Raw genomic sequence first — 23,867 nt, 5'->3', positions numbered from 1 at the left:
CATGGTGGCCATGCTACGCCAGCTTCCTGGCGGCTTCCCGGACGCGCAGGGCAGGCGCCGCAGCTACGCCTTCCGGCGCGCCGACGGAGCCCTCGAGATGGCGCTGGCAGACGCGGTCGACGAAGCAGGCGACACGCCGGACGCGGTCTCTCGCGCGCTGCTGGCGAGCCTCGCCGAACTTGCCGGCGAGCCACCGACGCGCACGGCGGTGGATGCCCTCTGCGTTGCCGACCGGCAGTTCCTGATGCGTGCGCTCGATACCCATCTCGGCCATCAAGGCGGCTGGTTTGACGCTACCTGCACGCAATGCGCGACGCCGTTCGATTTCCGCCTCGACCCCACGCAGCTGCCGATCAAGCCAGCCGGCGAGCACTTCCCGCTGGCGCACCTGCAGCTCGGCGAGCTGCCGCTGACCCTGCGCGTGCCCACCGGCGCCGACCAGATCCGGGTGCTGCACGAGCCGGCAGAGTCGCGCCGCGAAGCACTGCTGCGGGCGCTCGAGGTGGTCGACCCGAAGAGCGGCAGTGCCCTGCCCGCGCAGCTCAGCCGTGAGCTGTACGAACACTGCGAAACGGCGCTCGAGGCGGAGGCTCCGGAGCTCGCCTGCACGGTATCCGCCACCTGCCCGGAATGCGGTCAGGCCAATGCCGTGGGCATCGACCCCTATGGCGCCCTGGCGCGTACCCCGGCCGGGCTGCTGGCCGAGGTGCACCGGCTGGCCTGGCACTACCACTGGAGCGAGGCCGAAATCCTCGCTCTGCCGCGTCATCGTCGACAGCAGTATCTGCGGCTGATCGACGCCGCGCGTGGCATGACTGGCTAGGCAGGGCCATGGGCATCCTCGACGACACCCTGTCCGACGCCAGCCGGCCCCTGCCACGCCTGACCGTGCGCCGTGCGCCGGCAGATGCGCCCGAATTCGACTCTGAGCCACCGGCCGACGACGGCGATGCGCTCACGGTCTACCGACTCCAGAAGGATGGCGGGCACCTTCCGCCAGTGGCACCACCCGCCCCACGGGCGTTGGACGCAGGCAGCTTTGATGCGGGCTCACTCCACGCCCCTGTTGGGTATTTTTACGACGCTTCGCGCCAGTCTTTTATCTCGATTGATGGCCTGGAAACAGGTAAAGAACCGGTACGCACGTGGAACTCTGACGCTACGGATAAGCAAGAGCGATTGGCTTCTCCAGACTTCTCTCATCGGTTGTCATACGGTGTGTTGACTGGGTCCTCAATCTCCTCAAGCCAAGTTCCCTCCCCGTTTGACTACTCTGGCAAACTTGTTCAGCGGATTGACAGCTCTGATGGAATGCGACGGACAACGGGGCGCGGTGCCCCTTCTGGAGAACCCTCACCCCTCGTTGCTGCCGCGGCAACGCCCGCCGCCACCAGCGGCGCCACCACCTCGGCCAGCGAGGCAGATGACCGCACTATCGCGGCGACGGGTCCGGACGCCAGTGCTCACTCCGCCCTCCCGGCCGACTCCCGCGCCCAACCCGCCAGCGAACCATCGCGCGAACGCGCATACGCCGCCGTGGACACGTCGTCGGCCACAACAGGCACCGGCGCGGGCAGCAGACGGGTGGCGTCGGCCGGGTTCACGCCGGCCAGCCCTCGCCCGCCGGCCGGCGGACAGAATTCGGCACGCTCGGGCACTGCCCTGGCGGCAGCGCCGCAGCTGTCGATCGGACGCATTGACGTGACCGTGATCGCACCAGCGCAGCCGCCAGCACGGCCGCCCGCGGCGCCCTCCGACGCCTTCCTCAGCAAGCACTACCTGAGGCGATTGTGATGCGCTGGACAAGCCATCGTCTGTTCCTCGCTGCGCCGGCGAACCGCCGGGCGGCCGGGCCCGACAGCGGCCTGCCGCCCGCCCAACGGGAGACATGAGCCATGGCCGTCGGCCTCTCCTCGCTCGCGCAAGTCTGCCGCAGCGTTGCCCAGCAGCTGTCGGCCGGAATCAACGCGGCTGACCGCTCGCGCATCGACGTGCTGCTGGGTACCCCCGCCGCGGCCGCGCCAACCGACACCGACACCAATCATCGCCTCAACCTGTTCTTCTTCCGCTTCGAGCCTTCGGGTTTCGACGCCGACCTGTTGCCGGGAGAAACCTGGCTGCTGCGCATGCACTGCCTGGCGACGCCCTTCTGTGTCGACGAAAACCCGATCCCGGCCGGCGAGAACGACCTGCGGGTAATCGGTGAGGTGCTGCGCCACTTTCACGAGAACCCGCTGTTCGACCTGCCGGTGGAGAGCGAAACCTTCCGCGTCCAGGTGATCTTCCTGACCCTCGGACTCGACCAGTTGAACCAGCTCTGGGCCACCCAGGGCGATACCGTCTATCGACCCTCGGCACTCTTCGAGGTCAGCCTGGCACCGGTGATTCCGCGCGTTGCCGCACTACCGCCAGCGCTCACCGGCGCCATCGGGCTGGGCGTACGCGCGACGATGGACGCGACAGCGGTCGGCATCGCCGCGACACCACCCGAGCTGCCACGGCTGCAACCGGACACGCGCCAGGCAGACTGGGTGCCGGCCCTCTGCCTGGTCGACGGCACCAACTGCCGGCAGTCGATCTCGCTGCCGCTCGGCAGCCCACAGCTCGCGGCCTTCGCGCCACGCGCCTGGGTCGCAGGCGCCGCTGGCGCGCCGGTCAGCCTGCGCTGGGAAACCTGGGAGCCGGCCAGCGGCTGGGTCGCACAGGCGCCATCGGCACCCTTTGCCATCGTCGACACCGTGATCGACCCTGACGCCGTCGCTGGCGCCACCCTGCAGAACACCGCCCTGCCCTTCACCGACCGCGCCGGCCAGATGCTGCTCCACGCCGAGCGCAGCTTCGTGCGCTTCGATGGCGTCGTGCTGACACTGCGCAGCAACCCGGTCCTCCTCACGCTCTTCGAGGTCGCACCGTGAACGCCCCGCACCCCGAGTTGTCGTCGCTCATCCAGCTCACCCCGGAGTGGGAGCGGGTGCAGCTGCTCGCCTACTGCGTCTCGCTGAACCGCGGCGGCAGCGAAGTCGGTGCCGCTGATCTGGCGCGCCTGCGCGAGCTGCAGGGCGCGGTCGAAGCGCTGCGCTCACCGGAAGGTGTCTGGGAACAGCTGCTCGGCGAGCGACTGACGCCGGTCGAGTACGACATCCTTGCCGCCGTCGCTGCGCCCGAGTTCGAGCCGCGCCTTGGCTGGACCTACCAGAACCTGCAGTCGGGACATAAGGAACCCTGGCCGTGCCGTGCGCTGCTGCATGAACTGTTTGCCCTCGAGCCGCACCAGGGCGAGAACCTGCGCGCCGCGCTGGCGCCCTCGGGCACACTGCGCCGGGCGCGGCTGATCGCCGTTGCGCGCGACGAAGCCTGGCAGCCACTGCAGCCAGAGAACGGGCTGATCGCCCGTATCGCCGGCCGACGCTGGCAACCGCCGGCGCCCCCCGGCTCCGAAGCAGTGCTCGGCGGCGCCAGCTGGGATGATCTGGTGCTGCCCGCCGACCGGCTGCGCATGCTGCGCGAGTTCATGCTGTGGATCGAACACCGTGCCACCGTCGAAGGCGACTGGGGCGCGCCCTGCGGCGGTGGACCGGTGGCGCTTTTCGCTGGCCCCTCGGGTACCGGCAAGACCCTCGCTGCGCGCGTCATCGCCAGCGCGATGGACTGGCCGCTGTTCCGCATCGACCTTGGCCGTCTGGTGTCCAAGTACGTCGGCGAGACCGAAGAGAATCTCAACCGTCTGTTCGATGCCGCGCACGACCAGCCGATGGTGCTGCAGTTCGACGAAGCCGACGCGCTGTTCGCCAAGCGCGGCGAGATCAAGGAAGCGCGCGACCGTTACGCCAACATGGAAGTCAGCCACCTGCTGAGCCGCATCGAGACGCACCGCGGCCCGGTGATCCTGACGACCAACCTGCGCCGCAACCTCGACGCGGCCTTTACCCGCCGCCTGCAGATGGTGGTCGAGTTTCCGCGTCCCGACGTCGACGCCCGTGCCACGCTGTGGAGCCGTCTGCTGCCACCGCGCGCGCCACTTGCCGCCGGCGTGGACGTCGCCGAACTGGCCAGCGCCGTCGCCCTCACCGGTGGCCAGATCCGCAACGCCGCCCTGCATGCCGCCTACCTGGCGGCCGGTGCCGCTGGCGCCATCGGTCCGGCCGAACTGGCGCTGGGGATCTGGCGTGAGATCAACAAGGACGGCCGCGAGTGTGCCCGCGGCGAACTCGGCCCCCTCGCCGCCCATCTGCCGCGGGAGTGTTTCGATGGCTGATAGCCACCAGCCTGCCATGGCGCCGGCGGCGCTGCCGCAACTGCGCATCGACACCCTGGCGCTGCGTCTGCCGGCGGGCTTCGAGCAACGAGCCGCGCGCATCGGACGGCTGACCGCCGAGGCCCTCGCTGCTTCGCCCCCGACAGCGCGCGCGGCAACCATCGCGCAACTGCAGCTTGCACCCCAGACGGTACAGCAGCAGTGGAGTGACCGGCGCATCGCCACGCAACTGGCACAGGCGATCCGCCTGCGCATCGACGGAGGTCTTTGATGCTCAACCCGGTGAAGGGATTCCTGCTCGAGTACGCCCTGTCGGTGCCACCGCTGGTGCTGGCCTTCGACTTCAATCCGCAGCAGATCACGCGTAATCGCTCGGTGACCATCACCCTCGGCAGCACGCCGGCAACCCGCGGCGGCTTCGACTTTTTCCTCCCCACCGAAACCCCGCGCGTCTCACAGGGGGTGTCGCTCGAACCCGAGAGCTTCGACGTCGAAATCCTGCTCGACGCCACCGACCGCATGAACGACGGCGACGCCATCGCCTGCTCGCTGGGCGTCGAGCCCGAGCTGGCAACCCTGCGCAGCATGGTCGAACCGAAGACGCAGGGGCCGGGCGGCGTGCAGATGCTGGCCAGCCTCGGCATGGGCGGCAGCCGCGCCTTCCAGCGCAACGAGTCGGCGTCGGTAATGCTCTTCGTCTGGGGAACGCATGTCCTGCCGGTCTTCCTGAAAACAGTCGATGTCACCGAGAGCGCCCATCTGCCGAGCCTGGTCCCCTACCGCGCGACGGTCAAGCTGACCATGCAGGTGATCGAAGGCAACAACCCCTTCTACCTGATGGAGAAGGTTCGCCAGACCGCGTTCGCCGCGCTGCACACCGGCCAGGCTGCAGCTGCCGCCATCGGAGGGCTGCTCTGATGTTTACCAAACGTTCGCGGTACCTCGGCAGCCGCCGCTTCGAACCGAAGGAGGATGGCAGCCTGCCCTTCCGGGGCGTCCGCGCCCGCGTCATTGGCAGCGCAACGCCGGTCCTCGAGCACGTGCTCCAGCCTGGCGAGCGGCTGGACGCGCTTGGCGTCAATTACTTCAACGACCCCTACCTCTGGCACCGGATCCTCGATGCCAACCCCGACCTGCTTTGCGCCGCGCAGCTGGAGATCGTCGGTGCGCCACAGTTGCCACGCGTCGGCGACCAACTGCTGCCGGCAACCGACAGCGTTACCGACTTCGGCGAGGTGCTGCTGATCCCGCGCGCCAAAGAGGGTGGCACATGATCACCGACCTGCTCTCCGGGTTTTCGCGCGAGCCCGCCGAATGCCTCGTGCGCATCAACGACACGCCGATCGAGTCGCTCTACCCGCTGCTCGCCGAAGTGACGGTCGAAACCGGCCGCAATGCCCCCGATTCCGCAACGCTGACCTTCGAAACGCGCCGCGACGAGCGCGGCGAATGGATGGTGCAGGACGCCACCGGCCTTTTCGACAATACGCCGCTGATGCGCGAGTGGAACCGCATCAGCATCGTCGCGGCCTTTGGCAACCACGAAGAAGAAGTATTGCGCGGCTTCATCCGCCAGATCCGCGCCGAGTATCCCGAAGATGCCGGCGCTGCCAAGCTGGTGGTCGAATGCCAGGATGAATCGCTGCAGCTCGATCGCGAACACCGCCGCCGGTCGTGGGGCAGCGAGCAGTTGCCCAGCTCCGACCTGCAGATCCTCGGCGAGACCCTGGGCAACTACTCCGGCCTCACCCCCGACCCGATGAACGCCAGCGGTCAGGCACGCATCGTCGGCCTCAACCAGGACGGCACCGACATCGCCCTGCTGCAGGCACGCGCCGAAGAGAACGGCTACGAACTCTATTTTCGCCGCGGGATGGTGTACTTTGGCCCGCCACGCGTCGGCCTGCCGCTGCCGCAACCGACCCTGACCATCTACGCCGGCAAGGCCGGCAACTGCATCTCGATCAACGTCACCGCCGACGCCCATCAACCCGACGCCGTCGCCTTCGACCTGGCGGCGGAAAGCGGCGACGGTTCGAGCGAAGTGATCGTCGAACCCGATCTGCCGGTGCTTGGCACCGAGCGCGCCGGCAACCCCGAGGCAGGCCTGCCGGCCTTCGTCTGGCGGATGAGCGGCGACGCCGGCACCAGCGAGGCGGTGCTCCGCGCCAAGGCCCTGCACAAGGCCAACGAAGCCGACCTGCACAAGATCCAGGCCGAAGGCGAACTCGACGGAACGCTCTACGGGCATGTCCTGCTGGCCGGCCTGCCGGTCGGTGTAGACGGCGTCGGCAGCCGGCTGGCCGGCCTCTACTACGTCGATGGCGTCACTCACACCTTCAACGCCAGCGGCTATCGTCAGCGTTTCCGCCTGCTGCGCAATGCCTGGGGCGACAACCTCGACAGTCTGCCGGGCGCCGGGCCACTGGCCGCTGTGATGGGCGGCGTCGACCTCTCCTTCGGCGTCGGACTGGGACTATGAGCGACACCGAACGCGCCCTCGTCCAGACGCTGCGCAATCAGCGCACCTACGGCAAGTATCGCGGCTTCGTCGTGGACAACGCCGACCCCGACCGGCGCGGCCGCGTCAAGGTGCAGGTGCCGGCGCTCCTCGGCGACCAGGCCACCGACTGGGCATTGCCCTGCGTACCCTATGGCGGCCTTGCCGACCAGGGCTGGTTCTGTGTACCCGAGGTTGGCGCCCAGGTATGGGTCGAGTTCGAGGGCGGCGACCTGACCTACCCGATCTGGACCGGCACCTTCTGGCAAGCGGCGGGCGATCCACCGGCGGAAGCCACCGCGCAACCGCAGTCCCACGTCTTCAAGACGGCCGGCGGCCACTACCTTTCCTTCGAGGACAGCTCGGGTTCCGAGCAGGTCCATCTGCAGCATGCCGGCGGTGCCACCCTCGACATCGACGCCGAGGGCACGGTGGCGCTGACCGACCAGAACGGCGCCCATCTGACGCTCGATGCCGCTGCCGGCGAACTGGTGCTCGAGGACGCCAACGGCAACAGCCTGACGATGACCGCCAGCGGCGTGACGGTGCAGGACGCCAGCGGCAACAAGATCGAGATGGCTGCCTCGGGAATCACCGTCAAGGCCATGAAGATCGTCGTCGACGGCCAGCAGGTGCTGCTTGGCGGCGAAGGCGGCGAACCGGTGATCAAAGGCCAGAGCTTCCTGACCCTGTTCGCCACCCATATACATACCTGCACCGCGCCCGGCAGCCCGACCTCGCCGCCGATTCCGCAGGGCGAAATGTCCAGCCTCTCGTTCAAGGTGAAAACCGCATGAGCCGCCGACTTGCTGATCCGCCCTACCTGGCGTTTCCCCTGCGCATCGCCCGCCCCGCCGAGGCGCCGGCTGGCGACCTGCGCCACTGGCCGCGCCTCGCCAGCCGGGGACAGCACATTCGCGGCCAGATCGAACAGATCCTGTTCACCGTCCCCGGCGAACGCGTCTTCCGCCCGGAGTTCGGCGCCGGCCTACGCACCCTGCTCTTCGAACCCAACGCCTCGCCGCTGTGGCAGGTCACCCAGCGCCGCCTGGCCGCGGCACTCGGCGAAGCGCTGACCGGCGAGGTCGATCCGCGTTCGCTGGAGATCGAGGTCAGCGGCGTCGACGCCCAACTCGTCGTGCGCATTGCCTACACCCTGGCAGCGATCGGCCGGCGCGAAGAACTGGTCCTCACCGGAGGGAACAGCTGATGGCCCTCAACCCCACCGTACGCCTGGAGTATGCCGGCGGCTGCCCGGACTGCGGCCGGCGTCACGTCGAGCTGCCGCCGGTACTGCCCACGATCGGCGATGATTTCGACTGGGATCTGCGCGACTACGACGGCTTCCGCCTGTTCATGCTCGAGGCGCTGGCCGCGCGCTTCCCCGAGCGGCATCGCTGGACGCCGGCCGACGTCGAGGTGGTGTTGGCCGAAGTGCTCGCCGCCCAGCTCGACAAGCTTTCCGACATGCAGGACCGCGTCGCCGCCGAGTTCACGCTGGAAACCGCCCGCCGGCCGGAAACCGTCCGCCGCCTGCTGTCGCTGATCGGCTACGACGCCCTGCGCCTGGCACAGGATCTCGGCGAGCCGCCTTTCGACCGCCCGCCGGCTGCCGGCGATGGCCGCAGTGCCAGCGAACGCCTCGAACAATACTGGCTAGACCATCCCGAGCGCATGGATCTGGCGCGCCTGGCCGGGCCACGCGCGATCCGCAGCCAACACCGCATGGTCACGCTCGACGACTTCGCGCTGCGACTCGAGGAACATCCGCTGGTCGAACGCGCACACGCCTGGGAATCCTGGGGCGGGTCGTGGCAGGTGATCCGGATCGCGGTGATTCCCGCCTTGCGCCGTGATCTCGATGCGACCGGCGCCTGGCCGCAGGCGCTCATTGACGCCACCGTCCGCTTCCACGCCGAACGCGCCCTGCCGCTGCCGCGCCTGGCGGACGGCCCGAGCCTGCGCGCCATCCTCCTGCCCTACCTCGAAGCCTACCGCATGGCAGGCCAGGCGGTGGAACTGGGACGCGCGGTGGAAGTTGGCGTGCTGCTCGCGCTGTCGATCCAGGTCGCCGGCAACCACTACCAGAGCGAGGTGCGCGACGCTGTCTCGCAGGCACTGGGAACCGGGCCGGGCGGCTTCTTCGCGCCGGGCCGCCTGCGCTTCGGCGAGGACCTGTGGGCCAGCGACATCGTCCAGACGCTGCTCGCCCTGGGCGGCGTCAGCAACGTCTGCCTGAATCGCTTCAAGCGCCTTGGCGATCGCTTCCCGGACCAGGCCAGCAGCGGCCGTATCGCGCTCGATGGCCTCGAAGTGGCGATCTGCGACAACCTGCCCAACCTGGCCGCACGTGGCTACTTCCGCCTGGCGCTGCACGGCGGACTGCGAGGCTGACATGGCACGCGACCTGACCCGCTGGAACCGTGCCGGACTCGACCGTGTGCGCTATGTCGATGGCAACGCGGCGGTGTTTCTCGAACGCATGCGCGCCCGGTTGGCGGCCGACTTCCCGCAATGGCCGGCCACCGCCGCGGCCGACGCCGCGCCGAGGGAAGCGATGGAAGCGGTCTATCAGCGCAACCCGGACGACCTGCTGTGGCAGCTCACGCGCGGCTACGCCCGCGCCAGCCATGTCCTCGCGGAATCGCTCGACGCCATCGCGAATGAAGGCTGGATCGGCACGGCAACGCAATGGGAAAGCCTGCGCCGGCTCACCGCCATGCTCGACTACGCGCCGCACCCACCGGCCTCGGCGTTCACCGAACTGGCGCTGGACTACAAGCCGACGGTGTCGAGCAGGGTGGCGGCAGGATTCCAGGTCAAGTACTCGCCGCCAACGGGCGGCAAGCCGCTGATCTTCGAAACGCTGGCCGACCTCGACGGTGACGCGGCGCTCAATGAACTGCGCCCGCTGGGCTGGGACCGCAACCCGCTGCGCCTGAGTGGCGCCACCCTGGTCCTCGCCGGGCGAATCGACAAGCTGAAGACGGGCGAACCGCTGCTCCTCGAGGACGAGCGCGACGGTCGCCTGCAGGCGCATCTGATCGTCGGCGCTCTGGTCGCCGCGGGCAGCACGACGATCCATCTCTCGCCACCGGTTTCGCGCCACGACGGCTTCCTGCGCGGCTATACGCGCTGTCACCTGCTGCCGACCGACAAGCTGCGGGCACTCGGGCCGCGCACCACCGGCGCCGAGGTTGGGCGCAGCCTGCGCATCGCCGGCAGCCTCGAAGGTCTGCGGGCCGGCGATCTGGTGGCCATCGGCCGACCGGAAGCGAAGCCCCTGTACCGTCGCATCAAGGCGGTACAGGGCGAACACCTGGTATTCCACGAGCCGCTTGGCGTCGTCGACCTGGCCAACAGCACGCTGATGACGCCGATCACCGTGCCGATTGCCCACCTCGGTGGCAACCGCCGCCTGATCCCGCCACCGAACATCACGCCGCCACGCGCCGGCTGGCGTGTGCGCAGCCTCTACGTTGCCGGCGACTGGAGCTGGCTGAACGGCCGCTGGCTGGCCGACATCCGCCACGCGGGCAATCCGGAGCGCGAATACCTGCCGGTTTATGAATGCATCAACGCCGATTACTTCCCGCCGGCCGGTGACAGCCAGCGCGAACAGGTGCTGGCCGGCTATACAGCGGTCACGCTGACCTGGTCGCCTGACGAGGACCGCACCGCCAGCGGCCAGTCGCTCGGCCTAGACAATCCGCAGGCCCTGCTGGTGGCGCCACGCGCGCCTGGCCCCTGGCGGCCCGACACCTTCCTGCAGAAAAGCGACGACGGCCGCCTGAGCGAGCCACTGCTCGTCGAGCAGCCGAAGAAGCTCGCTCCCGGCGACCTCGCAGTGGTCGCTCGTGGCGGTTGCCTGGCATGGGCGAGGCTACGCCACGTCAGCGTCGATAGCGAGAACGCGCAAGCCCGACTGGAAACTGTCGGTGGCTGGCAGGATCGCGGCGACGGACCGTTCTACCTCGAAAGCAGCCGCGCCTTCGGCCATTTCAGCGAGACCCGCGAGTTGCTCGACGGTCGCGTCAACGAGGCGCCGCTGACCGACGCCCGCATCCCGCTCGGCAGCCTGCCGCCGGCCTTGCGGCCGGGTCGCCAGGTACTCGCCGACAATGGCCGGACGGTGGTATCGACCCGCGTCAGCGAAATTTCCCCCGCCGGCGAGTCGCCCTGGCTGCACCTCGCCGCCCCACCGCCCAAGGGCAGCAGCTTCGGCAACCTGCGTCTCTTGGCCAACGTCGTCCTCGCCGCACATGGCGAAACCAGGCCGGCCAAGGCGCTCGGCAGCGGCAGCGGTGCCGCCAATCATCAGCGCTTCCTGCTCGATGTCGCCGATATCAGCTTCGTCCCCGACCCGGCAATGCCGGCCGGCGTACGCGCCGACCTGGCGGTCAGGGTTGCCGGCGAGCTGTGGACGCAAACCGCCAACCTGCGCGATTCCAGCCCTGCCAATGCCCACTACCAGGTCCGCCAGAGTGAGGACGGCACGCTGTGGATCGAGTTCGGCGACGGTCGCAATGGTCGTCGCCTGCCGACCGGCGGCAACAACGTGCTGATCACCTACCGTCAGGGTGTTGGCGCCGCCGGCAACCTTCCCGCAGGCAGCCTGCTCCGGCCGGTGCATCCGCACCCGCTGCTCAGCGGCTGCCGGCAGCCGATGGCGGCTTCCGGCGGCGGCGAGCGCGAGTCGGTCGCGGCGCTACGCGAGAATGCCGCCGCAGCCTTGCTGGCACTGGAGCGTGCCGTCTCGCTCTCCGACTACGCCGCGCTGGTGCGCGCCAACGCCGGTGTTGCGCAGGCCAGCGCCTTCCGCCTGGCGACCGGCCGCGGTCAGCGCGAGAAGGTCGAAGTGGTGGTCGTCCCGGCCGGCGGCGGCAGCTTCACGCCGGCGCTCAAGGCCAGTCTCGAAGCCTTCCTGCTGGCGCATTCACTGCCTGGGGTGCAGACCCTGGTCAGCCCCTATCAGCCACTCGCGGTGCGCCTCAAGGCGACCGTGCGCGTGCGACCCGAAGCCTTCGAAGCCGATGCCGTGCGGGTGGCGGTGAGCGCTGCGCTGGCCACCGCCTTCGCGCTCGAACGCCGGCAACTCGGCCAGGTGCTGTATCGCGGCGAAATCTATGGTGTGGTCGATGCCGTGATCGGCGTCGAGAACAGCGATGTCGAGATTCTCATCGATGCCGGCGCGGCGACCGCTGCCCGGCGCGTGGCGCGCGATGGCAGCGGCCGCGTCCTGTCGGTACACCCGCAGGCGCGACAATGCGTGCACCTGGCGAACAGCGCCGATATAGAGGTTCGCGTGGAGGACTTCAGCTTATGAGCACCCGGCCGATGGATTTCGCCACCCTGCTCTACCGGCAGCTGCCGGAGGTCTTCCGCGAGCGCGACAACAGCAGCGAGCTGCCCGACGGTAGCCGCTTGCCGGGCGATCTGGCGCGCCTCTGCGCCACCTGGGGTGACCTCCTAGACGCTCTCTACCGCACCCAGCTGCAGCGTTACTACGACATCTTTCCCGACCAGGAAGGGGATCGCGACGCCGAAGGACTGGCGCGCGGCTGCCAGCCATGGGTTCTGCCCTACCTGGCGCAATTGCTCGATGTGCAACTGATCGCGCCGCTCGAAAGTGGTCGCCGTGAAGAAATCGCGCGCGCCATCGCCTGGCGCCAACGCAAGGGAACGCCGCAGTCGGTGGAGGAGATCGCCGACAGCATCGCCGGCATCGAGGTGGAAGTCAGCGAAGGCTTCCGCCGGCTGGCGACCACCCCGCGCGCCGGTTTCACGCTGCTGCCGGAGAGTGTGTTCGGCGAGCCTGACGGCCGCTTCGACCGTCGTTTCCGCCTGCAACGAGTCGAGCATCCGGGTCTGCCGGGTGGCAGCGTCGATTTTCGTCGTGCCTCGCGGGCGATCCGCGCCGATGCCGACAGCCCGGCCAGCCAGACCACCACCTTCGCCGGCACGGCGGTCGCCTGGCGGCAGAAATGGCCGCACGGCGTGCCCTGCTTTGCGCTCAGCTTCCAGGACGTGGCGGCGCGCACCGCCGACCTGCGCACGGCCGGCGCGGCGCGCGGGCACGCCCATCCGCGCCGGGTCATCCTGCACGCACCTCCCTTCGCGGGCTTCTTCGCGCCGCAACCGGTTAGCGTGCAGTGGACAGCGATCCGCGACGCCGTCATCGCCGGCGACGCCCTGCCGGCGGATCTGCCGCTGCGCCTGGTCAGCGCCCCGGGCAGCCGCACACTCAGCGGGCTCGGCGAGACGCCGGTACGCATCCGGGGCGTCGTCGAACTTGACGAGGTGCTCGACTGGAGCTTCGCCAACCTCTGGTTTGACAACCGCCTGGAGGTCAGCGATGGTCGGGTCGCAGCGACCGGTTGCGCCTTCCGCGAGCTGCAGATGAACACCGTTGATGCGGCGCGCCCGGTGCTGGCGGCACACGCCAGCCTGTTCAAGCGACTGCTGGCGCCACGCAGCCTGGTCAGCGGCGAGTACCTGACGATCCTCGAACGCCTGGTCTGCGAGCGGCTGCAGCTCAGCGACTCGATCCTGATGCCGGCACCGCACAAGGACCTGCTCGACAATGATGTGCCGGTCGGCGGCTGCATCCGCTTCTCGCGCCTGCCCTACATGCCACTGCCGCCCGATCCGGACGACCCCTCGCTGGCCAATGATCCGCGCTGGCAGGCGCAGGGTCGGCGCTCGATGCTGCGCCTGCACGCCGCCAGTTGCACGACGCTGACGCCGATCTTCTGGAACACGGATTTCGGCGAACCCGGCTGCGCCGTACTGCACCCCTCGGCCGACGATCGCCTGCGTTTCGGCGCCGAGGACGGCGGCGAGATGGGCGCTTGCCACGTGCTTGCCTACACCCTGCGCGAACGCGCGGTGATCGACAAGCTGAAGGATTTTCTGCCGGTGGGCATCGAAGCGGTGCTCGCCCCTGATGCGAGCCTGGTCTGCGCTCCGCCGCAACCGAGATAGGACATAGCCCATGAAAACCCAGATCTCCCGTGACACCTTCCAGCCCAACCGGCGCTATTCCGGAGTGCAGCTGCAACAGGGCCGGATGATCGTCGATGCCGACTGGAACGAGCTGTCAGACATCGTGCGTGCCCGCCTCGAAGCCGCTCTCGCCGACGCCGTATCCTCCGGCGCTCCGAAGGTCGGCGGCCTCGAACTGTTCTTCTCCGGCCCCAACCTGCTCGTGCGACCAGGCCGCCTGTACGTCGAGGGAGTACCGGCGACGCTTGATGGTCCCGACAGCGGCGTCGCGCTGACCGCCCAACCCGATTATCCGCATTCCCCGCCGCTGCCGGCAGCCGGCAACCTGCGCTTCTATGCCGACGTCTGGGAACGTTCGGTGAGCGCGCTCGAAGACGCCGAGCTGATGGACCCCGGTCTGCACGGCGCCGACACCGCGACGCGCAGCCAGACCATGCTGCAGATCAAGTGGTGCGACCCGGCGGTCAACCCGGCCGACGCAACCGTCAACCCGGTGCTCGGCAGCGCACCGCTGAGCCTGCGGCTACGTTCGATCGCCGCTGCCGGCGACCCCTGCGACCCCTGTGCCGCCGAAGTCGAAGTCGATGAGCGGATCGGCAATTACCTCTTCCGGGTTGAGGTGCATGCGGTCGCCCGCTCCGGCGGCGATACCCTGGTCACCCTCAAATGGTCGCGTGACAACGGCGCCGAGGCCTACGCCGTCGGTGCCACACCGGCCGGCTTCGGGCAGGGCTCGTGGGTCTGGGAGTACTTCGATGCGGCAAGCGAAAAGCAGCTCGGCAATCACCTGACCAGCGGCTTCCAGCCGCGTCGCGGAATTCTCAGCGAAAGCTTCACGCTGCCTGCCGCGGCCGGCGATCCGCGCGATTTCGTCCGCCAGTGGGACGGCTTTGCCACCATCAATATCAGCAGCAACGCCCTCGTCGCCGGCAGCGACCGCGGCACCACCCTGTCGGGCGGGATTGCCACCGAGGCGCACGGTCGGGTGAACATCGCCGGCGGCAGCTTCTCGGCCAACCTTGAACTGCTCGAACTCGATCTCGCCTACAGCGGACGCAACTTTGTCGCCGGCGACTACTGGCTGGCGACCGTGCGCGAAGCCGTCCAGGCGAGTGGCGACCTGGTGCTCGCCGCGCAACCGCCGCGCGGGCCGCGTCACCACTACCTCGAACTGGGCCAGCGGGTCGCCGGCGCGCTGGTCGCACCGCCAGGCGTCAGCGCCGATGCCCACAGCCGGCGGATGAACTTCCCGCCGCTCGCCAACCTCACCGCTGCCGACGTTGCCTTCAGCGAACCGGCTGGCTGCAGCGGCCTCTACGCCGGGGCGCCGAACGTTCAGGAAGCCCTCGCGCGCATCTGCCAGATCGGCGCCGCCAACGTCGGTGTCACGCTGCCGGCACCGCTGCCGCCCAACACCGTCGCCAGCCTGCTGGCGGCCCAGCTCGGCGCCGGCTGGCCGGACCTCGACGGCCAGCCGCGGACCCCATCGGTCCAGGACATGCTGCAGGCACTGCTACTCACCGCCAATGCCGCCGCACTGCCCTACACCGTGCCGGCCTGCGGCACGGCCGCGGCGCCGACCGTACGCAGCCTGCTTGGCCTGGCGCCGGGCCCGAACCAGGTCGGCGCCGTGCTGCAGAACCTGCTGTGCAACCTCAGCGGCGACCGGCTGCCACTCAACCCGGCGACACTGACCTGCCCCGATCTGATCAACTCCGGCGAAACGACGCTGCAGGGGGGCCTCGATTTCCTCTGTCGGACGCGCCTTACCAGCTGCGCGGTGACCGTTCCGGTCGGCCAGCTCGAAACCCTGCTGCGCGACTTCTCCACCGGCAATGCCAGCGATCTCTGGCTGTGCCTGCTGCCCGGCGAGCACCGGATCGAAGCCGCGCTGGACGTGGCCGGCAAGCGCAGCCTGCGCATCAGCGCGGCGGCGGCCGGCGCCAGTACGATACGCGTGGTCACCGGAGTGCTCCGCCTGGAGGCCCAGGAACTGGGCCTCGAAGGGATCGGAATGGTCTGCGTCAGCGCGTCGCGCGTTGTCTTGCGGGCCAATCGCCTGGTTGCCAACCGCTGCACCTTCAGCCGCAACAGCAGCAGCAACGCGCTGCCACCGATGATCCGTCTCGAGGCCCTGGCCAACGGCGCCGAACTGATCTGGCGCGACAATGTGATGAGCGACACCTGGTCGCGGCCAGTCCAGCCGGGCGGCGGCCTCGACCTCTTCAATCCGAATCTGGTCGGCAACGCCGCGGTGGTGGCCGCCGCCAACAACATCCGCAACAACCCGACGATCTACGAGGATGTGGCGCTCTACGAGCAAGCTGCCGGACAACTCGCCGACGCCATCAACGGCATGAGCGGTGGCGAACGGCTGGCCTGGCGAGACCGGGTCAACAATGCCCCACGCGGTGCAGCACGGGCCGGCGGCGGCATCGAGCCGACGGGCCGCGCGGCGCTGATCAACAATGCGCTGCTGATGGAAAGTCAGCCACTCCTCGCCAACGCCAGCTTTGGCCAGCGCGACCGCTTTGAAACGCAGGCCAGTTTCGTCAATTCGATCGACCGCATCAACGCGGCTGGCGGCGCGACCAGCGCCGTGCGCGACGAGATGGAAGAACTGGTCGCCATCCTCTTCGAGTTCGGCTACGGAGTCGCGCTCGGCGTAGCCAGCAACCAGCTCTCGGGAAGCCTCACCGACAACCATTTCGACGGCGAACTGTTGCTGATGAACGGCCTCGACAGTGGCCTCGACCCACAGGACGTGACCATCGCCGCGCGCACCGGCGCCGTCGCCAACAGTGTCAGCAATGGCGCGGTTGGCCACCTGAGCCTCACCGGCAACCGTATCCAGCGATTGTGGGCGCGCCTGCCCAACGGCTCGGTCGGCAACAATACCCTGCTGCAGACTGTCCCCGGCTACGCCTCGCTGTCGCTCTCGAGCAACCAGTTCTTCGAGTTCGGACATTCGGTCGTCGCGGCCGTGCTTACCGTGCAGGGCAACCGCTTCATCGATGGCGGCACGGGCAGCCGCTCGATCGCCCGGCTGCTTGCCAATCGCACGGCGATCACCGGCAACGTGGCCGCTGCCGGCAACGAGGCCGCAGTGATCACCGTCGTCGGCCCGACGATGGCAAGTTCCGCCAACCTGGTGAGCATCAACCGCGTGTAGGGCAGGAACCGGCGCCGGCAGCAGGGCCGCGGTCCGCCCGTCCGATCACAGGAGAGGAGGTAGAACATGCATACCCACCTGATCCGTTTGCGCAGCCGCGCCGGTGCTTCCCGCAGCGGCAGCGCCGCGCCCCATCCGCAGCATGCCCGCGCCGGCGCCGAACAGGTTGCCAGTGCCCTGGGCAGCCCGCTGCAGACCAAACTGACCCTCGGCGCCCCGGCTGATGCGCACGAGCGCGAAGCGGATGCCGTCGCCGAACGCGTCCTGCGCATGCCCGAGGGGGTCGGCCCGTTGCATCCGGTCGGCGAAGGCATCCAGCGCATGTGCGCCGAATGCGAGGAGGAGGAGTCCGTCCAGCGCAAGACAGCCGAAGAAGAAAGCGAAGAGGAGGAAGTGCAGACCAAGGCGGCGGCCAATGCAGCCGTGGCCGGCCCGGTCGCCAGCGACACCGCCGCCGGTATCCAGGCGCAACGCGGCCGTGGTCAGCCACTTCCGGCCAGCGAGCGTGCCTTCTTCGAACCGCGTTTCGGTGCCTCGCTCGACCACGTCAAGGTCCATGCCGACGACAGTGCCGCCGGTCTCTCTGCCAGCCTTTCGGCACGCGCCTTCACCGTTGGCCGGGATGTCTTCTTCGGCGGCGGCGAGTACCGGCCGGGTACCGCCTCTGGCCGCCACCTGCTGGCGCACGAGCTGACGCACGTCCTGCAGCAGGACAGTGCCTCGGCAACGCAGGTGCGACGGATGTCGATCTCGCAGTACAAGTTCACCAAGGGCACTTGCGGCGAACGCAATGTCCAGTGGGTATTCAGCCTCGATACGGCGGCTGCCACCGACGGTTACATCGTGCAGAAGGTGGTGCCGACCGAAGTCACCATGGGCTGCAGCATCCTCGGCGGCGCATCGCCGGCGGTGGAAGTGTATTGGGAGGCCTGGAAGATCAAGAAGGGCGACAAGGTCGACTGGACCACGACCCGCGATTCGTGGACCGACGGCAGCAGCTACCCAGCCCACCCCAACGGTAGCGGCAGTCAGGTCACGCCGGGAGAGGTGAAGTTTTTCCCGATTTCCAAGACCGGCGATCTGGGCGATTTCGGCGTTGCCCCGGCGACCAGCAACGGCTGGGGCCCGGGCAAGGTCAAGCGGGCCGGCGACCTGCCCTCGACCGCCAGCGAACCCTCGTGGTGGGGCGACAAGCCGGTCGAAGGTCCGGCAACCCGCATGGCAAGTTCCAGCTGGAGTTGCTGCGATGCCGACCCGAAGAAACACACCAGCGAGGTCAAGGCGAAACCCTGAGCGAGAGCGTCTACCGCCATGCAAGCGATCGCCGTGCGCAGCAGGCAATACCGGGCAGGTCACGGCCATGCACGGAGTGCCGGGAGCGCCCGGTGAAGATTACCCGACGGCGGCAAGCGGCGCCCACCTGGCAACCTGCGGCCTCTTTGCCACACCCGCGCACCGACGGCGGCGGCGTGCGCGAGGTCATCCGGCGACAGGACAAGCCACCGGCGAAGCAAGGACCAGCGGCCTCGGCGCTGGCCACCGGCGTCCTGCGCAGCAGCGGCTTCGGTGACTGGCACTATGTCGCTTACCTCGACCAGAAAACCATCCTGCTCGCCCGCAACGTCGCCAGCGGCAACCGCGAGCGACGCATCGGCACCATCCCGTGGATCACCCGCAACCCGGGCAACATCACGGTTTCCCAGAAGCCCGAGCAGGAGACCGGCCCCGGCCCCAAGGAAGCCTTCCGGCAAGGCGCCTACGCCAAGGGCGGCGTGACCCAGCAGGACCGGGACACGCTGCGCTACGCGGTCTTCCCCAGCGTCGCCGAGGGACTGGCAGCGATCTGGCCACAACTCGTCGTGCTCAACCAGAGCAACGGCGGCAAGCTCACCCTGCTCGGCGCGATGAAGATCTTCAAGGGGGTTGAGGCCAACGAAACCGCAGCGGTGAAGGATAGCTACGTGGCGGGCATCGCCGATCTGCTGACTGACATAATCCTCGAACACGGGGACAGCGAAGAAGGCGCCGCAGCCGGCCCAGGCTCGGTCCGCGCCGAAGCGCGCAAGGCGGCACTGGCGATCCTCAATACACCGATGAGCGAGCTCAGCGCGGCCGACGTGCGCTTCGACATGGCCCGCGAGGCATTGGTACACAAGGAAGGCGGGCTCAACGCGCCGGGCGTCACCTACCAGTGCGACCAGGGCTTCCTGGCCAACAGCAGCGGCTCCTACACCGACGCCCAATGGACGGCGATCGAAGCGCTAAAGGCCTCGGCGCCGGTGCTGGGCGAACTGCGCCGCGTGCTCGCCTGCGCCTGAACTACCGTCATGCAGACCGCGACGCTGATCCAGAAGCCGCCCCGCCAGGCACCCGGCGCGCACCATGCGCGCCAGCGCCGAAGCAGCGAGCCGCGTCGCACCGTCACGCCCGGCCCGGCCCGACAGGGACAGACCGCCAGCGGCAGCCCGGTGGCGCAGGCGCTGCGGCCGCAACTCAGGCTCGGCCGGGCTAACGATGAGACGGAACAGCAGGCCGACCGCATCGCCGAGCACGTCAGCAAGGCGCCGGCGGCGGGCAGTACCCCGCCGGCACCGCCAGCGGCGAGTGCCGCCGCCGTCCGCCGGGCGCTGACCGCCGGTGGCAGCGGCCCGACCGAGGCGGCGAACGAAGACGCGCTGCTGCCGGAAACGATCGAGGAGCGTCTGCTGGCGCTGCAGGCAGGCGGCCAGCCGCTGCCGGAGGCGACGCGCCGGGACATGGAAGCACGCCTCGGCATGAACCTGGCGAGCGTGCGCATCCACACGGACGGTGAGGCGGCGCAGCTCAACGAAGCCGTCGGCGCGGACGCCTTTGCGCTCGGCGAACACATCGCCTTCAATCACGGGCGCTTTGCGCCGGCCGAGCCAGCCGGCCGCCACCTGCTGGCACACGAGCTGGCGCACGTCGCGCAATACCGGCAGCAGGCCGGCGCCATCGAACAGGCGCCCGTGCGGCGCGGCTTCTGGGGCGATATCTACGATTCGGTGGCCGACACCCTCGGTGACATCGCCGACTGGGCGTGGGACAAGGTGCAGGAGCTCGGCTGGCGGCTGGTGCGCTCGATCTCGCCGGAGCTCGAGCGGACGCTGCGCGCGATCCTCGACGAAGGCATCCTGGCCTGGCTGGGCCGCCAGGTGGCGCGCGCCTGGGACGCCTACATCGGCACCCTGCGCGCGCTGGTACCATTCGACGGTCCGCGGCAACTGATCGACCTCTTCGCCGGCATGGTTGAACGTGCGGCAGCGATCGTCTCGGCGTTGGCGTCGGGCGATTGTGCGCCGCTGATGGCGGCGATCGATTCGTTGAAGACCTTCGTCGTAGACACTGTCGGCGTCGCCTGGGACCGGCTCACAGAATTCCTGCAGCCAATCGGCACCTTCTTCAGCGAGCTATGGGACAATTTCGGAGCCCCCGCCGTGCGCTGGCTGCAGGATTTCGGTGGCGCCGTCTGGGAAGGGATCCAGGAGCTCGGCCGACGGTTCTGGGAGTGGATCAGGCCGGTACGCGAGGCCGCCGAGCGGGTGTGGAACTGGTTCAAGGATCTGCTCTTCGGCTCCTCCGAGGGCGACGACAGCGGTGCCAGCCAGGGCGGCGTGCTCGGCTGGATCAGCCGCAAGGCGGGCGAGGCCTGGGACTGGGTCAAGGAACAGACGCGCCCGGTGTGGCAGCCAGTGGCCGAGTTTGCCGGCCAGGTCGCCGAACTGATCCCCCCGGCGTTCGTCCGCGAAATGGGCGAACACGCGCAGCAGCTCTCAGCCGATCTCGACGCCGCCGGCGGTGGCATGGAAGGCGGCGACGGCGTGCCGCAGAACCGCGACACCCTGGCGTCAGTACTGCCTTCGGTGGAAAACATCATCGCGACCGTGCGGCGGATCATCGTCGGTGCCGGTGAGTGGATCTCCAGCCGCATCGGCGACATCGCCGGCGCGATCAGCGGACTGATCGGCCGCCTCGAGGCAAACACCCTGCTCTCCTGGCTGGGCGCAGCCTTCGGCTGGCTTTCCGAACTCGTCGGGTCGCTGGCGGGCTGGGCGCGCGAGCATGTCAGCGGGCTCTTCAACTGGCTGGTGCAGGGATTCGACGCGCTAACGCCGTTCATCCAGCTGGTCCTGGAAACCGTGCGCAAGGTCATCACCATCGCCGGCGACCTGCTGCAACTTCCCCTGCTGATCCTCAATTCGATCTGGCAGCGGGTACCGGCGTGCATCCGCGAGCCAATCGAGAACTTCATCCGCAACCAGATCCTTGCCCGCATCCCCGTCTTTGGACAGTTCTTCAGCGATCCCGAACTCTGGCCGCGTGTGCAGCAGACGGCGCTGGCGATCCTGCGGCGGATTTTCGTCGACGGCGACATCGCTGGCGCCGCCTGGCTCTTCTTCCAGTCGATCCTGCGCATCCTCGGTTTGCCACCGGAACTCGTCGTTCAGGTGCTGGCCAAGGCGGCGGCAGCGATCGGCGACATCCTGACCAATCCGATCGGCTTCCTGATCAACCTGCTGCGCGCCATGGGCGCCGGCATGATGGGCTTCTTCAGCCGCATCGGCACCCACCTGCTGACCGGCTTCACCGGCTGGCTGTTCGGCGCGGTGCGCGAAGCCGGCATCACCCCGCCGGCGGACTTTTCGCTGCGTTCGGTCCTCGGCTTCGTCCTCGAAGTGCTCGGCGTGACGGTGGACCACATCTTCGAGCGGCTGTCCACGCGTCTCGGCCCGGAAGTCGTCGCCCGCCTGCGCAGCATGCTCGACATCGCCACCGGCGTCTGGGGCTTCGTTGCGACGCTGGTCAACGAAGGTCCGGCCGGTCTCTGGCGCGAGCTCAGCGAACGCCTGTCCACCCTCTGGGACAGTGTCGTCGAAGGCGTCGTCGGCTTCATCACCGAACGGGTGATCGGCTGGGCTTCGCGCTGGCTGCTTTCACTGCTCGACGTCACCGGCATAATGCCGGTGATCAACACTCTGATCGCCATCTATCGCGCCATCGAGTCGTTCATGGAGTACCTGCGCGAACTGCTGGAGATCGTCTCGCGCGTGCTCGACGGCGTCATCGGCATCGCTCACGGCGCGATCGACGAGGGCGCCGCCTTCCTTGAAGACGCCATGGCCGGAGCGCTGCCCGTTGCCATCGGCTTCCTCGCCAACCAGGCCGGACTCGGCCGACTGTCGGCGCGGCTACGCGAGATCCTGGGCGGGCTGCGCGAACGCGTTGACCTTGCGATCGACTGGCTGATCGACCGCGCCCTGCGTCTCGGCCGCGCCGTCCTCGACCTCGTGCGCCGCGGTGCCGCCACCGTGCGCCGGGGTGTCAGCCGGCTGCGCGAATGGTGGCGCGCACGGCACGGCTTCCGTGCCGACGACGGCGAGGAGCACAGCGTCTACATCCAGGGCAGCGGCCGCTCGGCGCAGATCATGGTCGCCAGCGACCCGACCCCGTACGCGACCTTCATCCGCAACACGACGGTGCCAGCCAACAAGCGCGCCGACAAGGAACGCGCCGCCGACATCGCGCAGCGACTCGACGACGCCATCGATGCCGCCGCCCGTTCACCGGTCGGGGCGCCGACCACGGCAGCCGCCGCTCCCGGCGCGCCAGCGGCCGCCGATCACGCCACGATCATCGACGGGCTGATGGGCGAACTGGCCGAAGCAACGGCCAGCTTCATGCCCACCGGCGGCGCCAACCCGCCGGCAACGCCGCCGGTGTACGGCAACGCCAACAGCGCCGGCTACGGCAGCAGCGCCACCGTCCTGCGCCTGACCAGCAACCGAAATTTCCGCGGCAGCGCGCCGAGCCGTTCGCTGCACACCCCGGCCTACACCCGCCTCAACCAGCGCCGCTCGCGCATCGGCGCCAGTGGCAGCTACTATGTCCTTGGGCACCTGCTCAACCACAACCTCGGGGGCCCCGGCGACACCTGGCGCAACCTGACACCGCTGTCGCAGGGGGCCAACAACCGGCGCGGCGACTCGATGCTGCATGGCTTCGAGAAGCTGGTCAAGGACTCGGTGGACGCCACCCGCCCGGCCGACCGCAAGGTCGTCAACTTCATCGTCACCGCCAGCTACACCATGCCGACACGTGCCGGCGACGCCCAGGAAGCCCTGGCCAATGCGCGTGCCGCGACGACTGCCAGCGAAAGGAGCCGGTGGCTGGCGGTCAGGGAAGTCGTGCAGGAAGAAGCCACGGTGCCGCGCACCGTCAGCCTGAATGCCTATGCCCTCAATCCGGATGGTGGCCGCGGCGAACGGATTGGCTCGGGCGACGACGTCGAGAACATCCCAAGCGCTGAGCAGGATATAGACCAGTACGGCGTGACCCCGCGCCCGGGAATCATCGAGGAGCATCGCAGTGAGCTCTGAGAACCGCGCACCGGATATCCCCGCGCAACTCGCCAGACCACTGAGCGAACCCTTCGCTTTCGCGCTGCTCACCTGGCCGGCGGCGGCAGCCGCCATGCACTGGTCGTCTGCTGACGATCTCGCCTGGCGCGTCGCTGCCCTGCTCTGGCTCGCGCTGTTCCACTTCGCGGCCTACGGTCGCGGCCGCGGTGCGGCTTTCGGCAACACGATGCTGCTGATGAGTGGCGTCGTCGCGTGGGCCTGGGGGAGCTTCCCCGAGGGATCGACCCTGGCTGCCTTCCCGGTCCTGCTGATTGGTCTGCATGGCGCACAGCGCGCGCTGCTGCGGCGCCAGCACGCAGCCATCGGGACGCTGCACGCGGCGGTCGAGGACGCCGGACCCAGCGCTTGAGGGCCAGCTGCAGCCACCGGCAATGATCACGGCCCGCGCCCGTTGCCCGCCGTGTCATCGGGGCGTGGCAGCGTCCAGCGAAGGCCCTGCCATCGAGAAGAAGATGCAGGCGCGCCAACGCCAGGGCTGCCAGCTTGGTACAATGCCGG

General features: G+C 68.9%; 18 protein-coding genes. 17 read left to right on the top strand and 1 reads right to left on the bottom strand.

Annotated elements, in window-relative coordinates:
- The first annotated feature begins 1 nt into the window (after window position 1).
- Window positions 2-823, top strand: coding sequence for a hypothetical protein (locus tag V5B44_RS10015; RefSeq protein ID WP_332358906.1), 822 nt, complete (start codon window positions 2-4; stop codon window positions 821-823).
- Here the strand turns inward: V5B44_RS10015 and V5B44_RS10010 are convergent.
- Window positions 820-990, bottom strand: coding sequence for a hypothetical protein (locus V5B44_RS10010; protein ID WP_332358905.1), 171 nt, complete (start codon window positions 988-990; stop codon window positions 820-822). The two genes, V5B44_RS10015 and V5B44_RS10010, sit on opposite strands and share 4 nt — an antisense overlap.
- 905 nt (window positions 991-1,895) lie before the next feature.
- Here V5B44_RS10010 and V5B44_RS10005 point away from each other — a divergent pair.
- The 16 genes from V5B44_RS10005 to V5B44_RS09930 all read left to right on the top strand — a co-directional run bounded on the left by V5B44_RS10005 (window position 1,896) and on the right by V5B44_RS09930 (window position 23,718).
- Window positions 1,896-2,915, top strand: a complete 1,020-nt coding sequence (locus V5B44_RS10005; RefSeq protein ID WP_332358904.1) for a Pvc16 family protein — start codon at window positions 1,896-1,898, stop codon at window positions 2,913-2,915.
- Window positions 2,912-4,255, top strand: coding sequence for an ATP-binding protein (locus V5B44_RS10000; RefSeq protein ID WP_332358903.1), 1,344 nt, complete (start codon window positions 2,912-2,914; stop codon window positions 4,253-4,255). The genes V5B44_RS10005 and V5B44_RS10000 overlap by 4 nt, the downstream gene beginning before the upstream one ends.
- A complete protein-coding gene (locus V5B44_RS09995; protein ID WP_332358902.1) occupies window positions 4,248-4,526 on the top strand; it encodes a hypothetical protein in 279 nt (92 codons plus the stop codon). Before V5B44_RS10000 ends, V5B44_RS09995 begins: the two co-directional genes overlap by 8 nt.
- A complete protein-coding gene (locus V5B44_RS09990) occupies window positions 4,526-5,173 on the top strand; it encodes a hypothetical protein (RefSeq protein ID WP_332358901.1) in 648 nt (215 codons plus the stop codon). The genes V5B44_RS09995 and V5B44_RS09990 overlap by 1 nt, the downstream gene beginning before the upstream one ends.
- Window positions 5,173-5,529, top strand: coding sequence for a hypothetical protein (locus V5B44_RS09985; RefSeq protein WP_332358900.1), 357 nt, complete (start codon window positions 5,173-5,175; stop codon window positions 5,527-5,529). The genes V5B44_RS09990 and V5B44_RS09985 overlap by 1 nt, the downstream gene beginning before the upstream one ends.
- Complete coding sequence (locus V5B44_RS09980; protein ID WP_332358899.1) at window positions 5,526-6,737, top strand: phage late control D family protein; 1,212 nt, start codon at window positions 5,526-5,528, stop codon at window positions 6,735-6,737. The genes V5B44_RS09985 and V5B44_RS09980 overlap by 4 nt, the downstream gene beginning before the upstream one ends.
- Window positions 6,734-7,552: a phage baseplate assembly protein V gene (locus V5B44_RS09975; RefSeq protein ID WP_332358898.1), complete on the top strand. Its 819-nt coding sequence runs from the start codon at window positions 6,734-6,736 to the stop codon at window positions 7,550-7,552. The genes V5B44_RS09980 and V5B44_RS09975 overlap by 4 nt, the downstream gene beginning before the upstream one ends.
- Window positions 7,549-7,965 (top strand): GPW/gp25 family protein, encoded by a 417-nt coding sequence (locus V5B44_RS09970; RefSeq protein ID WP_332358897.1) that lies wholly within the window; start codon window positions 7,549-7,551, stop codon window positions 7,963-7,965. Before V5B44_RS09975 ends, V5B44_RS09970 begins: the two co-directional genes overlap by 4 nt.
- Window positions 7,965-9,149: a hypothetical protein gene (locus V5B44_RS09965; RefSeq protein WP_332358896.1), complete on the top strand. Its 1,185-nt coding sequence runs from the start codon at window positions 7,965-7,967 to the stop codon at window positions 9,147-9,149. Before V5B44_RS09970 ends, V5B44_RS09965 begins: the two co-directional genes overlap by 1 nt.
- Window position 9,150: 1 nt before the next feature.
- Entirely contained in the window at window positions 9,151-12,081 is a 2,931-nt protein-coding gene (locus V5B44_RS09960) for a baseplate J/gp47 family protein (RefSeq protein ID WP_332358895.1), read from the top strand.
- The gene (locus V5B44_RS09955; protein ID WP_332358894.1) at window positions 12,078-13,739 is read left to right on the top strand and encodes a phage tail protein; all 1,662 of its coding nucleotides are present in this window, start codon (window positions 12,078-12,080) and stop codon (window positions 13,737-13,739) included. The genes V5B44_RS09960 and V5B44_RS09955 overlap by 4 nt, the downstream gene beginning before the upstream one ends.
- 10 nt (window positions 13,740-13,749) lie before the next feature.
- A complete protein-coding gene (locus V5B44_RS09950) occupies window positions 13,750-16,932 on the top strand; it encodes a DUF6519 domain-containing protein (RefSeq protein ID WP_332358893.1) in 3,183 nt (1,060 codons plus the stop codon).
- Window positions 16,933-16,998: 66 nt separating this feature from the next.
- A complete protein-coding gene (locus tag V5B44_RS09945; RefSeq protein WP_332358892.1) occupies window positions 16,999-18,225 on the top strand; it encodes an eCIS core domain-containing protein in 1,227 nt (408 codons plus the stop codon).
- A gap of 92 nt (window positions 18,226-18,317) precedes the next feature.
- Window positions 18,318-19,250, top strand: coding sequence for a hypothetical protein (locus tag V5B44_RS09940; RefSeq protein ID WP_332358891.1), 933 nt, complete (start codon window positions 18,318-18,320; stop codon window positions 19,248-19,250).
- Window positions 19,251-19,259: 9 nt separating this feature from the next.
- The gene (locus tag V5B44_RS09935) at window positions 19,260-23,327 is read left to right on the top strand and encodes an eCIS core domain-containing protein (protein WP_332358890.1); all 4,068 of its coding nucleotides are present in this window, start codon (window positions 19,260-19,262) and stop codon (window positions 23,325-23,327) included.
- Window positions 23,317-23,718, top strand: coding sequence for a hypothetical protein (locus tag V5B44_RS09930; protein WP_332358889.1), 402 nt, complete (start codon window positions 23,317-23,319; stop codon window positions 23,716-23,718). The genes V5B44_RS09935 and V5B44_RS09930 overlap by 11 nt, the downstream gene beginning before the upstream one ends.
- Window positions 23,719-23,867 lie beyond the last annotated feature (149 nt).

The organism is Candidatus Accumulibacter necessarius (assembly GCF_036625085.1).
The sequence above is the reverse complement of the archived record's forward strand: the minus strand, read 5'-3'. Positions and strand labels throughout refer to the sequence as shown.

Excerpts from the sequence above, each read along its gene's own strand:
- V5B44_RS10015 (WP_332358906.1), top strand. The coding sequence starts at position 2 with ATGGTGGCCATGCTACGCCAGCTTCCTGGCGGCTTCCCGGACGCGCAG.
- V5B44_RS10005 (WP_332358904.1), top strand. The coding sequence starts at position 1,896 with ATGGCCGTCGGCCTCTCCTCGCTCGCGCAAGTCTGCCGCAGCGTTGCC.
- V5B44_RS09995 (WP_332358902.1), top strand. The coding sequence starts at position 4,248 with ATGGCTGATAGCCACCAGCCTGCCATGGCGCCGGCGGCGCTGCCGCAA.
- V5B44_RS09990 (WP_332358901.1), top strand. The coding sequence starts at position 4,526 with ATGCTCAACCCGGTGAAGGGATTCCTGCTCGAGTACGCCCTGTCGGTG.
- V5B44_RS09985 (WP_332358900.1), top strand. The coding sequence starts at position 5,173 with ATGTTTACCAAACGTTCGCGGTACCTCGGCAGCCGCCGCTTCGAACCG.
- V5B44_RS09980 (WP_332358899.1), top strand. The coding sequence starts at position 5,526 with ATGATCACCGACCTGCTCTCCGGGTTTTCGCGCGAGCCCGCCGAATGC.
- V5B44_RS09975 (WP_332358898.1), top strand. The coding sequence starts at position 6,734 with ATGAGCGACACCGAACGCGCCCTCGTCCAGACGCTGCGCAATCAGCGC.
- V5B44_RS09970 (WP_332358897.1), top strand. The coding sequence starts at position 7,549 with ATGAGCCGCCGACTTGCTGATCCGCCCTACCTGGCGTTTCCCCTGCGC.
- V5B44_RS09965 (WP_332358896.1), top strand. The coding sequence starts at position 7,965 with ATGGCCCTCAACCCCACCGTACGCCTGGAGTATGCCGGCGGCTGCCCG.
- V5B44_RS09960 (WP_332358895.1), top strand. The coding sequence starts at position 9,151 with ATGGCACGCGACCTGACCCGCTGGAACCGTGCCGGACTCGACCGTGTG.
- V5B44_RS09955 (WP_332358894.1), top strand. The coding sequence starts at position 12,078 with ATGAGCACCCGGCCGATGGATTTCGCCACCCTGCTCTACCGGCAGCTG.
- V5B44_RS09950 (WP_332358893.1), top strand. The coding sequence starts at position 13,750 with ATGAAAACCCAGATCTCCCGTGACACCTTCCAGCCCAACCGGCGCTAT.
- V5B44_RS09945 (WP_332358892.1), top strand. The coding sequence starts at position 16,999 with ATGCATACCCACCTGATCCGTTTGCGCAGCCGCGCCGGTGCTTCCCGC.
- V5B44_RS09935 (WP_332358890.1), top strand. The coding sequence starts at position 19,260 with ATGCAGACCGCGACGCTGATCCAGAAGCCGCCCCGCCAGGCACCCGGC.